The organism is Microcoleus sp. K4-B3 (genome assembly GCF_036704615.1).
Taxonomy (GTDB): Bacteria; Cyanobacteriota; Cyanobacteriia; order Cyanobacteriales; family Microcoleaceae; genus Microcoleus.
This window is the reverse complement of sequence record NZ_JAUBSF010000035.1, coordinates 1-13,429: the sequence shown is the minus strand read 5'-3', so window position 1 is coordinate 13,429 and position 13,429 is coordinate 1. Positions and strand designations below refer to the sequence as shown.

The following is a 13,429-nucleotide window of genomic DNA, read 5'->3' as shown; positions in this document are numbered from 1 at the left end:
CTGCGAGATTGGTTGTTTCCCAACTTTACTTGCGATCGCACTTACTCAATCTTACTCAGCGCCTTGGGGCAGCAATTCCCGCTTTTGACCTTGCAGCACCTTAACAATTCCGTCCTCGCCCACATCCACAACAGCGGTGTCGCCGTCTTTGATGCGGCCAGAAAGGATTTCCTCAGCCAAACTGTCTTCCAACAACCGCATGATGGCGCGGCGCAGGGGTCTGGCTCCGTAGCTGGGGTTGTAGCCTTCTTCTACCAGCCGTTCTTTGAATTTTTCGGTCACTTCCAGGGTGATGCCCTGTTCTGTCAAGCGGCCGAAGACTTCTTTGAGCATAATGACGGCGATTTCCTTGACTTCTTCCCGGTTCAACTGGCGGAAGACGATAATTTCGTCAAGTCGGTTGAGGAATTCGGGGCGGAAGTAGTTTTTGAGTTCTTCGTTAACCAAGGAGCGAATGCGGTTGTAATTGGCATCGGTTTGGTTTTCAGTGAACTCGAAGCCGAGGCCGCCGCCGCCTTTTTCAATCACCTTAGAACCGATGTTTGAGGTCATAATCAGCAGCGTGTTTTTGAAGTCCACGGTGCGACCTTTGGCATCTGTTAAGCGGCCGTCTTCCAATATTTGCAGGAGCATATTGAAGACATCGGGGTGGGCTTTTTCGATTTCGTCGAACAGCACGACGGTGTAAGGACGGCGGCGGACTGCTTCTGTGAGTTGGCCGCCTTCGTTGTAGCCGACGTAGCCCGGAGGGGAACCGATGAGTTTGGAGACGGTGTGCCGTTCCATGTACTCCGACATATCCAGCCGAATCATCGCGTCTTCTGAACCGAAGAAGTAGCCGGCTAGGGCTTTGGTGAGTTCGGTTTTGCCGACGCCGGTGGGCCCGGAGAAGATGAAACTGGCGATCGGGCGATTGGGATTTTTCAAGCCGACGCGAGCGCGGCGGATGGCGCGGGAAACGGCTTTCACTGCTTCTTCCTGACCGATCAAGCGCTGGTGCAAGGTATCTTCCATGTGCATCAGCTTTTCGGATTCGGATTCGGTCAGTTTGTTGACCGGGACGCCCGTCCAGCTTGCCACGATTTGAGCAATGTCTTCTTCGGTGACTACTGGCGATGGGTCGGTTTCGCCGGTGCGGGCCGAGTCGGTTTTTTTGGCTTGGGAAATAGCGCGAATTTCGGCTTTGATCGTCATTTCCCGATCGCGCAATTCGCCGGCTTTGTCAAAGTCTTGAGAACGCACCGCTTCGTCTTTATCTTTGAGGACTTGGCGCAGTTCTTTGTCAAGTTCTTTGGCTGCGGGGGGCAGTTGGGAGTTGATCAGGCGAACTCTCGAACCAGCTTCGTCTACCAAGTCAATTGCTTTGTCTGGGAGGAAGCGATCGGAGATGTAACGGTGTGAGAGTTTGGCTGCAGCTTCCAGGGCCGTGTCCAAAATTTTCAGCTTGTGGTGCTGTTCGTAGCGTTCCCGCAAGCCGAAGAGAATCTCGATCGTCTCGTCAACGGTAGGTTCGCCGACCATGACGGGCTGGAAGCGCCGCTCTAAGGCTGCGTCGCGCTCGATGTGCTTGCGGTACTCGTCAAGGGTGGTAGCGCCGATACACTGGAGCTCGCCTCTTGCCAAGGCTGGCTTGAGGATGTTCGCTGCGTCGATCGCGCCTTCAGCCGCACCTGCACCGATCAAAGTGTGCACTTCGTCAATCACCAAAATCACGTTACCCGCTGTGCGGATTTCGTCCATGATTTTTTTGAGGCGCTCTTCAAATTCGCCCCGGTATTTGGTACCGGCGACGAGCAGGCCGATGTCGAGAGTGACGACGCGCTTTTCTTCGAGGATATCTGGGATGTCGTTGTTAGCGATGCGCTGGGCCAGACCTTCGGCGATCGCCGTTTTACCAACTCCGGGTTCGCCGATGAGCACCGGGTTATTTTTGGTGCGGCGACCGAGGATTTGAATTACCCGTTCGATTTCTTTTTGGCGTCCGACTACTGGGTCTAGTTTGCCATCGACCGCCATTTGAGTGAGGTTGGCACCGAATTCATCGAGGGTTGGGGTTTTGGTGCGGGCACCTCCGCCAGTGGCTGCGACTTCTGCGGTTTCTCCCAGCATCCGAATGACTTGGGTGCGGACTTTCGACAAGTCTACTCCCAGGTTTTCTAAGACTCTGGCCGCTACTCCTTCACCTTCGCGGATCAGGCCCAGCAGCAGGTGTTCGGTACCTATATAATTGTGTCCGAGTTGGCGAGCTTCTTCTAGGGATAGTTCTAGAACCCGCTTGGCGCGGGGAGTGAACGGAATTTCGACTGCTACGAAGCCGGAACCGCGGCCGATGATTTTTTCGACCTCAATCCGAGCGTCTTTGAGATTTACACCCATTGATTTGAGGACTTTAGCTGCCACCCCGGTTCCTTCACCGATCAGACCCAGGAGGATCTGTTCTGTCCCTACGAAGTTGTGACCCAGGCGGCGAGCTTCTTCCTGGGCCAACATGATTACTTTTATTGCTTTTTCTGTGAAGCGTTCAAACATGATTTATTCCCATCACCTGCTGCTATGTGCCCGTTTCGAGGTCACGCTCGCACAACGAGCGTTTGTGTTCTCGTAGGGACAGGGCATTGCCGTGTCCCTACTCGTACTGCTTATTCTAGCGTGACACTCCCAACCGCTCTGCCGCACTGGAAAAGCGGTTGCAGATTCTAGGCTGCCGTTGCAGGATGGCTTTCAACTGGGAAGACCCAAATGGTGGCTGACCTACAACCTCCCCTAGACTGCAAGAAGATTGCTCTTCTCGGCCTGTGCCCAACCTACGACTACGTATTGATGGATTCTAGCATAATCTTTTTGGCTCTCATGCAGGTGCAAAATTGATATTTATCGAAGTGTCGGGCGGGTTTTTCACAAAAGTTATTGGTTAGATGGGCGATCGATCCCCTAAACTCGCTCTTAAGCTGCTGTCCATCTCAAGAATCTTTTGGTTTGCGAGGGAAAGAGCGAGCTGGGCTTTTTTTATCTTAAATTTTGTCTCAGATCCTTTGAAGATTTGGGTGTTCTTCATATTGTCAGTTGTGCGTAAGTCCTGCATCAATTAGTTAGTATTGCTACACTCCGAGGGTTAAAGTCAGACTATAATCAGCACGGTCAAAGAAAGTGCTTTCGCAGCAAAGTGTTTTTTGTCGTTAACCGCTCTGAGTTAAATCTCTCAAACTTTAAAGTCACAAGAGAAACTAAATCTTGTTTATGAGTCCTAGGATTGGTCGCGATCGAGTCGGATTTTGCTGTTGTAAACCCCAAAAAATCTGCGTAATACTTCGAGGAGAAACACTTTTTTTTGACAAACTTTTACAAGCTTTCTATCAAATTTAAGTGTGGTGAGTACGAGAAAAGATATAGTATTCAGTCGCACGCGGGGATGGGCTTTCAGGAAATCGCCGCTCGCAACACATCCGACAGTTTTTGATAACCCGCTGTAGAAGAAGGGATGCAGGGTCAACATTAGGAGGGTGGCGCTAACGATCGCACGACGATCGCTCAACCGAAAATCACGGGTTTCAGACTAGGAATTCAAAACAGCCCGCACTATTGTAATCATGAAAAACTTTGATATCAACCCGAGTACATTTAATCTTTAGCATAGCTCTCTTTTTTCTGGTAAACCGCGAGAAAGTGGACTACTTGGATTTTTTTTACTTCGGGTGATTTTACCAGAAATTTGGCTGGACAAAAAGCACGGTCTTCGATCGTGCAAAGTATTATGACCGGCACGGTCTATGACCGTGGTTGCGTGGTAGAGTGCTTTTGGTCGTTAACTCGTTTGAGTTGAAAGTCTGAAAGTTCAACGTTAGACAATCTAAATCATGTTTAAGGCGTAGTGAAAGTAAATCATGAACACTAGAAACTTAGATGATCCGGTAGAAAGTAGCGACAATGGATCGATCGAAGTTACAGGTAAATCCCACGATGTAACCACAGCTACTTCTGCCGATTCACCAAAAGAATTCAATGCAGAAGAGCTAGGACGTGTCTACTTTATTCGGCACGGTGAAAGTACCAGTAACGAACGCAACATTTTTGCCGGAGTTCTGGATGTTGACCTCACATCATTTGGCAGGTTGCAGGCGCGCCGTGCAGGTGTTGACCTGAAGAAAAAAGGTACAAAGTTTGACGCAGTATATGTCTCCCACATGAGACGCGCTAGGCAAACCTGTGAAATCGCCCTTGCTGAAAGTCAGGCACTAAAGTTCCCCGATACCCCCGTTGAGATAGACCATCGAATTAGCGAAAAATCCTTTGGCATTTTTGCGGGGCGCAACCTAAATTTGCTGCGTCTAGCCCTAGGCTACGAAGGATTCGAGGAAATGTTGCATTCACATAACGAAGCACCCCCGGCTGGCGAAAAGATTGCCCAAGTTTATTCTCGCGCTGCCCGTTTCTACGAAGACAAAATTGTACCGCACTTAGAACGCGGTGAAACAGTTCTAGTAGTGTGCCACCAATATGTGTTGGAGCCTCTAGCACTTTATTTAAGCGGTCTACCGCCGACAGCTTATAAACACCTGAAACTCCCCAACGGTAAAGCTCTCAGCGGTGTGGATCTCGTCAAGTTTCGGGACAAGGAATCGGGCGGTGCTGCTTCCCTGCGTAAAGAGATCAACGATCTTTCAATTATGTGGGCGATTTTGATCTATGCCGCCGCCTTTTTGCTGGGAAGTTTGGTAGGGGCAATCAGCGGCGCAGCAGGAGGGATTCCGTCAGCGCTATTTCGAGCGATCGTCGTTGCGTGTCTTGCGGCCTCAACGTTTTATACTTACCTGGACATCGACTTTGCCGCGAGTAAACGCAAAGTAACCTCTACTGTGAAGTATCTAGTTTACGGGTGGATGGCAGTGCGATGGGTAGTTGGGCTATTCTTAATATTTTCTGGACTTTTGTATCAGAGCGAAGCTGATTTGTACAAAGTTTTGTGGGTGCTGTTTTGGATGGTTCCACCAGCCCTGACTTCCCCAGTTTTATCCGTGCTTTGGGGCGGCAATCTTTATCCGTCGGCTCTCTTGTCAAGAACCCTATCAATCGTTGCTCCACTGGCGCTTCTGGCTACATTGAAGGTTGCCAATTTACCCATTAACGTTGACAGCCTGATCTTTTTCGGTGTCATTCTAATTCTAGGTCTGGCAATACCGGGTGCGATCGCCCAGTTTTGGCGGGACAAATCTCCTGTAGAATCAAACCACCACAGTAAAAACTGGAAATTTATCGGAGTGCTGGCTGTCGCATTCATGGCTTTGGCAACCGGGTTTCAGTTTACTCCGGCAACATTCCTCAGCGATATATTTTCCTCAACGGATACAGCGCGATCGCTAGCTTGTCTGCAACAATTGGCAATTGCAACTTTGGTATTTGTCTCGATGCGCGCAGTAGCTACATTAACCTCAATAGTGACAAAGGGCAAGCTAAGCAAGGCAGAAGCTCGGGATGCTTATATCCTGCTTGTGAATCCCAACTTTTTCCTTTGGGCGGCTCTTTTTATCGGAGTTAGCGCAACTGCAAATCCAGAAGCCGTAAAATATGCAATTTTTTGGGCAGCGCTGGGGTTCTTCTGCATACCACTCATCGAACAGATATTGTTCATGAATTCATTTGGCAATGACATACTGAGAGAAACACTGCGTTCTTCGAGAGTGGCAACAGCAGATATCAAAAAGCTGTTCCTGCAATTGGATACGGATGGAAGTAAGTCGCTAGAACGAACTGAGATTATGGAGTTGTTAGGGCTCATCGAAGATATGACAACCGGCGAACGTAGCTCTGAAGAAGTCAGAAGTTACATCACTGATTATCTTTTTAATACTCTTGACTCCGATAAAAATGGCAGTGTTGATTTAGCAGAGTTAGAAGAGTACATATCAACCTATGGGTTAGTTGCTAACCTGAACGTCGTATCTGCTACTGCCTCCCCAGTTGGAGCATAAGTGGCGATCGCCCAGAGTTGATATTAATGGAAGTAACAGAATTTATAAAATTTCTGTTACTTCCAAGTTCAATAGAGGAGCAACTTATAGATTACTTGTCTCTACTGTTCCTCCATTATTCTATTTAAAAACCTAGTTCTGGAATGAACTTGTTAGATATCAAAATCGGGAGAATATAGCAAATGTCACGTTATAAAATTCGAGCAATTATCCTGACAGCAGTCGTTTGTGTTGCCGTGGTATGGACGACTCCAGTGCGATCGCAGGAGCAAGAACAAGAGCCCGCTAAAGATGCCAACACTCCAAAGGTGGAACAAGTTCAACCAGAGAAACCAGCAGACCCCAAAGCAGCAACAACTACCAAAGATATTAATATTCCCGTCGATGAACTCAAACTCCTCCTGAAGCCGCTCACTCTCGAAGAACTCCGAGACGAGACAGCAGCGTGGATGCTTGTACTCCAACAAAAAGCCCACGAAATCAGCGAAGCTGAAGTTACCATCAAGCGCCAGAATCAAGCCATCAGCCAACAACAAGAAGGCACTGATGCCCTAGAAAAAGCCAAAAAAGCCCTCGAAGCAGCGGAGCAAGCTCAAAAAGGTGCTGCCCCTGGTTCGCCGCAATATCTAGAAGGAACGAAAAAGGTAGAAGAAGCCAAAGAAAGCCTCAAAAAAGCCCAGTCAGCAGTCGAGCAATCGAAAACAACCAAAGCCGAATTAAAACAAGACGAGACATCCAATAAGACGCTGGAAAAAGCTAAAAAAACGGGCGATCTAGAAACAGCCAAACAAACTCTCGATCGAGTAAAGGCCGATCGAGATAAGGCCGTTGCGGGATCTCTAGCTTCTTCCGAGGCGACCAAAACGATCGAAAAACTAGAAGCAGCCATCAAAGCGTTCGAGTCCGCCCAAGAAGCTCAAAAAGGTGCAAAGCCCGATTCACCGGAATACGAGCAAGCCACCCAGCAGCTCGAAAAAGCACACGAAGCCCTCAAACAACAGCTCAAAGATATTGGGGGTACTGCAACAGACCAATCGTCCCAAGAGCGAGACAACGCCACAGCCGCCGTTGCAAACACCGAAATTAAAAACCACGGGGAAGAGAAAGTTGCTGGGGAGCCGGGAGTCGTCAACAACCAACAGAACCTCCAACAAAAACAACAGGAACTCAAAACAACGACCGAAAATTTGCAAAAGAGTACCGATGCGGATTCTGCAGCAAAGAACCAACTCGTAGTCACTGTTACCGAACTCCAGTCGCAGCTAACGGCGATCGACGATCGCTTTAACGCCATCTTAGAAGAACTGGAGAAAAAAGGTGGCGATCCCAAGCCCTACCGCCAGTACACTCAAGCAGTTATGAGTATCGACGTAGATACCAAAGATACCCAAGGTTTGGGCGTGCGGCTTCTGGCTTGGGCAAAAGCTGAAGAAGGTGGCCTGCGCTGGGTGGGCAATACAGGGAAGTTCGTCGGGATTGTGATTGTCTCCATCATTGTCTCTCAAATCCTCGGCGCGATCCTCTACCGACTGATGCAGCTATTCGGCGGCACATCGAGAATCATGCGCCAATTTATCGTGATGCTTGTCAAGCGCGGCGGGGTTGTAGTCGGGTTTCTAGTGGCTCTGACAGCGCTGGAAGTCAGCCTCGGTCCAGTTTTAGCCCTGGTTGGGGGTTTGAGTTTCATTTTGGCCTTCGCCCTGCAAAGCAACCTGGGTAACATTGCCAGCGGCTTGATGATTATGGCCTACAAGCCCTTTGATGTCGGTGACGAAATCAAACTCGGCGAACTTTGGGGATGGGTAGAGTCCATCACCTTAGCTAACACGAAAATCAAAGGCCTTGACGGTCAGATGTTTAACGTTCCCAACAACACGGTTTGGGGCGACACTATCGAAAACCTGAGTCACGCTCAAACTCGCAAATTTACACACTCCTTGCGGATTGGCTTTGACGAAGACTTGGGTAAAGTGGAGCAATTGCTCGTAGAAATTCTCAAATCGCATCCCAAAGTTTTAGCAGTTCCAGCCCCCAGCACTCAAGTGTGGAGCATTGAAGATTATTACATCAGTGTGAAGGCCGATGGGTGGGTGAAAAAAGAGGATTTTTGGACAGTCCATTCAGACGCGATCCGCATGATTCGGGAACGGTTCTACAAAGAGGGTATCCAACTTGCTGCTATCCCCAAAAGTATGGATGTAGGAGAACCAGATAATAGTAATGGCAACACTCCCGATTTCGTTTCGGAAACCTCTGTGCATCGGGGGGTAGGCTAGGTTTCGGAAAGCCCTACAAATTGATGAATGCGATCGCTCCTGACGGACTCTTTGGTTCAACGATTTTTTAACGTTTCAGCAAGGGATACTGAAAGGTAGAATGTTTTATGAAACATGAATTTTTCGCTCCTAGCTTTGATGCTATTGAAGCCAATTTGTATGTGGGTTTTTCTGAAGCGGAAGGGGGCGAACATTATTTCCTCCTGACACGAGAAGAAGAGTGTGAAGAAGAGATGGTTCCTCTTCCTAACAGAAAAAATATCTATGCAGAGCTGGACGATGGAGATTGGGCAGAAGATGTAGGTGTCGATTGGGTTACTCTTAGTCGCAATCAATTTACTGTTCGTTTCGGTTCCGATACAATAACTATTCCAGAATATGATGAGGTTGCAATTACTTTCTCCTTAGAAGATGCTGACTTTGAAAGGTTAAGGCACATCTTACAGAAGATAATGCGGGGTTATGAGGATAGATTGCATTTAATTGATTAGTCAATCAATGTACAAAAACGTAAATGGGAATGTCGAAAACCGCAATCCGCCTAGGGACGGGTTCGCCGAAATCTCGAACACGAATCAAACAATCTGATAGACCCGCCAGCCCGATTTTACATCAAGATTTATCCAATAAATTAAGGGTAGATTTGTATTTGCGATCGGGTGGGGGCGGGCGAGACGAGATTATTCATGTTCACTATAGATGGTTGGTGAACACACCCCTACGGTTCATTGTTTTACACCAATTTTATCTGGTGATGACAGCACATTCTGTAGGGGCGGGTGAGACGAAATAAGGTTGATTCGATACAGTTCAATCTATCGCGTCCAAGCCAGCCATTTATTAAACAAATTCTTGACAAGCGGAGTCAAACGAGTGCGATTGTAAGCATCCCCGGCTTTCCGAATCGCGTCAGCTTGCGTGGGATACGGGTGAATTGTGCTAGCAATCTTTCCCAAACCAATATTGTTAACCATTGCTAAAGTAATTTCGCCGATCGTATCTCCAGCGTGTCGCGCTACAATAGTTGCACCTAATATTTTATCGCTGCCTTTCTTGACGTAAATTTTCACAAAGCCCTCGTCTTCACCGTCAATAATTGCCCGATCGACTTGACTGAAAGGAATTAAAAATGTATCGACATCAATTCCTTTTTCCTGAGCCTCGTGTTCGCCGATTCCGACGCGCGCAATTTCCGGGTCAGTATAAGTACACCAAGGTATCGTCAAAGCGCTGAGCTTTTTGCGCCCGAAAAATAGAGTGTTTTGAATCACCATCCTCGCGGCAAAATCAGCAGCGTGAGTAAATTTATGTTTCATGCAAATATCGCCGGCAGCATAAATGCGGGGATTAGTAGTTTGCAAGTTGTCGTTGACAAATACGCCAGTTTGTGTATCGTATTCAACGCCGACCGCCTCCAAATTCAATCCTTCCACGTTGGGCGATCGCCCTGTACTCACAATAATTTCATCTACTGTTACCGATGCTTCCTTATCTTGAGATTTATAATAAATTACTTTGCCTGCATTTGTTTTCTCAACGCGCTCTATGTGGGATTCTAGTATTAGTTTAATTTCTTCGCGTACAAAAGCCTGCTGCACGATTTTAGCAGCATCCGCATCTTCTTTGTCTAAAATCTGAGCATTTTTGTGCAGCAATAAAACTTCCGAACCCAGTCGCCGAAAGGCTTGAGCCAATTCGCAGCCGATCGGCCCTGCGCCAATTACTGCCAAACGCTGAGGTCTTTCTGTCAGGTTAAACACAGTTTCATTTGTCAGATATCCAGCTTCTTGTAAACCGGGAATTTGCGGTTGTAGCGCCCTGGCACCTGTAGCAATTACTGCTTTTTTAAAGCGGAGAGTTTGACCTGCAACTTCTATGGTAGAATTGCTAGTAAAACGACCTGAACCTAAGAAAACATCCACTCCTAATTTGTGCTGGTAGCGTTGAACAGAATCAACATCGCTGATTCCCGCCCTGATGCGGCGCATCCGTTCCATCACAGCAGCAAAATCTACTTCTACACTGTCAGAAACATGAACGCCAAACTTACTGGCATTCCAGATATCGCCGACAGTGCGCGACGATCGAATTAAAGCTTTTGACGGCACGCAACCGACATTCAAACAGTCGCCGCCCATTAAATGTTTTTCAATTAAAGCAACTTTCGCGCCCAAACCTGCGGCACCCGCAGCCACAATTAATCCGGCGGGCCCGGCGCCAATTACTACTAAATTATAACTGCTAGCGGGCTGCGGATTTACCCAATCTGGCGGATGCAAATAGGAGACTAATTTTTGGTTGTGTTCGTCCATCGGGGGGACTGTTACGCGATCGACTTTTGATTGCGACATTAGCAATTTCTCCTAATTAAATAATTTCATCTAAAGCCTTGCGAGCAATACGAGAGAGCGAGAAAGTGACCGCTACAGCCGCCGTAAAACTGATGACATTAATCAACCATCTTGCAGCTTCTGATTGCGGATTTGCAGGCTGATTTACCGTACATATCGCAGCAATATTTCCCACCAAAGAGCCTGAGTAAACGTACATAACAGTTCCCGGTATCATGCCAGAGGAACCTAACACGTAATCTTTTAAAGAAACCTGAGTAATTCCCAGAGCGTAATTCAATAAATTGAAAGGAAATAAAGGACAGAGGCGGGTCAAAAAGACTATTTTAAATCCTTGTTTAGAAACTGCGCGATCGAGAGCTTTAAACTTGGGATAAGCTTGCATAGATTTTATCATGCGATCGCGCGACAAGTATCGCCCGATCAGAAAAGCAAACGTAGCACCTAAACTTGCCGCGACAAACACGTAAACCGAGCCCCACCACAGACCAAAAATCACCCCGCCTCCCAGAGTCAGCACCGAACCCGGTATAAATAGTACAGTAGCTAGGTTGTAGGTGACAATAAAAGCTACTGGGCCCCAAGCACCTAAATGCTCGATCTGTATTAAGACATTTCTTAAAAATTCTTGAACATAAAAAGACCTAGTTGCTAGAATTAAGATACCAAATAAAGTTGCGAGGGAAAAAAGCAATAATATTCGTTTAAAACTTACCCTAGCAAAATCTTGAATTTGTTTGATTGGCATGACTCACCCGCAAATAGCTCTCAGCATTATACTACTCTTCAATCTCAAATCTAAAATCTAAACTCTCAAATCCGATAACTCACCCCAAAATAAATCAGCCATGACAGCAAAAACCCAACTCCCAACCCCCGACTATTTCGACACCAAAAAAGTAGGCCAACTCTGGCGAGTTCCCTACCAAGAACGCGCCGCTGAAGCTAAAGAATGGGCGAAAAAATACAGCATCCAGCCCGCCGCCAACGACAAAAATCGCATTTGTTTGCTGATAATCGACGCCCAAAATACCTTTTGCTTGCCCGAATTTGAACTATTTGTGGGCGGGCGTTCCGGTAGCGGTGCTGTCGATGACAACCTGCGGCTGTGCGAATTTATCTACAGCAATTTAAATGCAATTACAACCATTGCGCCGACAATGGACACCCACACCGCCATGCAAATTTTTCATCCAATCTTTTGGATAAATGAAGCAGGCGAACACCCCCTCCCAGCCGCCACATCAATTACTTTAGAAGACGTGCAGCAAGGCATCTGGAAAGTCAATCCCGCCGTCGCCCACAGCATCGCCAACGGTAACTATTCGGCACTGCAAAAACACGCACTCCACTACGTGCAGAAACTCAGCGACGAGGGCAAATATCCCCTGACAATTTGGCCCTATCACTCAATGCTGGGCGGCGTCGGACACGCCCTGGTTTCCGCGGTGGAAGAAGCAATATTTTTTCACAGCATCGCCCGCAACAGCCAAGCACTTTTTGAGATTAAAGGCGGCAATCCCTTAACTGAAAACTATTCGGTTTTGCGGCCGGAAGTATTAGACGGGCCGGATGGCAGTTCTATTGCTCAAAAAAATGCTTCTTTTATTGATAAGTTGCTAGGTTTTGATGCGGTAATTATTGCGGGACAAGCGAAAAGTCACTGCGTGGCTTGGACGATTGATGATTTGCTGACTGAAATTTTAGGGCGAGATCCGAATTTGGCAAAGAAGGTTTATTTGCTGGAAGATTGCACTTCGCCTGTGGTTGTTCGGGGTGTTGTTGATTTTACGGAACAAGCAGATGCAGCTTTTCAAAGATTTGCTGCGGCGGGAATGAATGTGGTTAAATCTACTCAGTTAATTCTGGGCGATTAAAGACGAGCGTTTTCTGTGGGGGTTTGCAGTACCAAAAAAGTATACATTATTAACTATAGGTGGTAAGTTTTGTTGCCTTGGCAGTCTGCTGCGATCGCATTTAACTCATTACTTATGATATCATATCCGGTAAATCACTTACGATAGAAGCGTAGTTAAGGAGTTTCCCGATGATTGAAAGCGAAATTAATAGTCTTGTTTTTTTTCGGGATACGAGTGTGCAAGCAATTTCAAAACTATCGGTGGCTATGGCCACGACTCTTCTGAGCACAGTTATAACTGCAACCCAAGCCTACGCAGTTCCCGTCACCTACGATTTCACCGTCACTGTTACCAAAGGTAGGTTAGCCGGCAATTCATTCAACGGTTCTTTCAGCTACGATGATGCGAAATTGAAGGGAACTGGAGTGGAAGAATTGGGAATTGCTGAGGGATTAACGACCTGCATAAATTACATGGGACGCACTTATCGCGAAACCGATGATACCAGTTATCCTACCTTTCCCACACTCAGATTTGAGGATGGCAAAATCGCGAAACTAAACTTCTGGATTCAGCCGAATCAGCGAGTTAATTGGTGGAATTCAAATGGATGGGAAGTCAAGCTGTCTGAGCCTAAAAAGAGCGGTTCAACTGTTCCCAATTGTCAAAAACGGTGAGGGTGACTAAGCTGCGATCTGCCGTAAAAATATAGAAGGAAAATGTAGGACATCGGTTGTTATAGTCATGAAGAAATCAGTCAGATTATCGGCGCTGATTTCCAAATCCTCTCGGACTTTCTGGCAAATAAACGGTTTATTATGGGAGATCGACGCGCCACATTAGATGCAACTGCCGGCGGTTACATTGGTAATTTCATGCAACCACGCTAGGAAGGTGCGATCGGGAGTATGTCACTTTTGTAGTGAGTAATTATACTCAGGCAGCTTGTCTCTGATTTCCAATTAACCCGTTCAAGT

Annotated in this window: 9 protein-coding genes; 6 read left to right on the top strand and 3 right to left on the bottom strand. The window is 47.2% G+C overall.

Annotation, left to right across the window (positions count from 1 at the left end; genetic code table 11):
• Nucleotides 1–51 precede the first annotated feature (51 nt).
• Nucleotides 52–2,529 (bottom strand): ATP-dependent Clp protease ATP-binding subunit, encoded by a 2,478-nt coding sequence (locus tag QUA78_RS16415; protein WP_333398906.1) that lies wholly within the window; start codon nt 2,527–2,529, stop codon nt 52–54.
• A 1,352-nt stretch (nt 2,530–3,881) separates the two neighbouring features.
• Between QUA78_RS16415 and QUA78_RS16410 the strand changes: the two genes are divergently transcribed.
• The 3 genes from QUA78_RS16410 to QUA78_RS16400 all read left to right on the top strand — a co-directional run bounded on the left by QUA78_RS16410 (nt 3,882) and on the right by QUA78_RS16400 (nt 8,733).
• Nucleotides 3,882–5,966, top strand: coding sequence for a histidine phosphatase family protein (locus tag QUA78_RS16410; protein WP_333305604.1), 2,085 nt, complete (start codon nt 3,882–3,884; stop codon nt 5,964–5,966).
• Nucleotides 5,967–6,148: 182 nt separating this feature from the next.
• Complete coding sequence (locus QUA78_RS16405) at nt 6,149–8,242, top strand: mechanosensitive ion channel domain-containing protein (protein WP_333305606.1); 2,094 nt, start codon at nt 6,149–6,151, stop codon at nt 8,240–8,242.
• 107 nt (nt 8,243–8,349) lie between these two features.
• Entirely contained in the window at nt 8,350–8,733 is a 384-nt protein-coding gene (locus tag QUA78_RS16400; protein WP_333305608.1) for a hypothetical protein, read from the top strand.
• Nucleotides 8,734–9,057: 324 nt separating this feature from the next.
• On the opposite strand, the gene QUA78_RS16395 is transcribed toward QUA78_RS16400, so the two are convergent.
• Both QUA78_RS16395 and QUA78_RS16390 read right to left on the bottom strand, forming a co-directional pair.
• Nucleotides 9,058–10,593 carry a mercuric reductase gene (locus QUA78_RS16395; RefSeq protein ID WP_333305610.1) on the bottom strand — a complete coding sequence of 512 codons (1,536 nt, stop codon included), beginning with the start codon at nt 10,591–10,593 and terminating at the stop codon, nt 9,058–9,060.
• Between the two features lie 16 nt (nt 10,594–10,609).
• Nucleotides 10,610–11,341, bottom strand: a complete 732-nt coding sequence (locus QUA78_RS16390) for a TVP38/TMEM64 family protein (protein WP_333305612.1) — start codon at nt 11,339–11,341, stop codon at nt 10,610–10,612.
• Nucleotides 11,342–11,441: 100 nt separating this feature from the next.
• Here QUA78_RS16390 and QUA78_RS16385 point away from each other — a divergent pair, with 100 nt between their 5' ends.
• The 3 genes from QUA78_RS16385 (at nt 11,442) to QUA78_RS32895 (ending at nt 13,342) form a co-directional block, all read left to right on the top strand.
• Nucleotides 11,442–12,470: an isochorismatase gene (locus QUA78_RS16385; RefSeq protein ID WP_333305614.1), complete on the top strand. Its 1,029-nt coding sequence runs from the start codon at nt 11,442–11,444 to the stop codon at nt 12,468–12,470.
• 218 nt (nt 12,471–12,688) lie between these two features.
• A complete protein-coding gene (locus QUA78_RS16380; RefSeq protein WP_333398905.1) occupies nt 12,689–13,129 on the top strand; it encodes a hypothetical protein in 441 nt (146 codons plus the stop codon).
• A gap of 51 nt (nt 13,130–13,180) precedes the next feature.
• Nucleotides 13,181–13,342 (top strand): glutathione S-transferase C-terminal domain-containing protein, encoded by a 162-nt coding sequence (locus tag QUA78_RS32895; protein ID WP_445302451.1) that lies wholly within the window; start codon nt 13,181–13,183, stop codon nt 13,340–13,342.
• Nucleotides 13,343–13,429 lie beyond the last annotated feature (87 nt).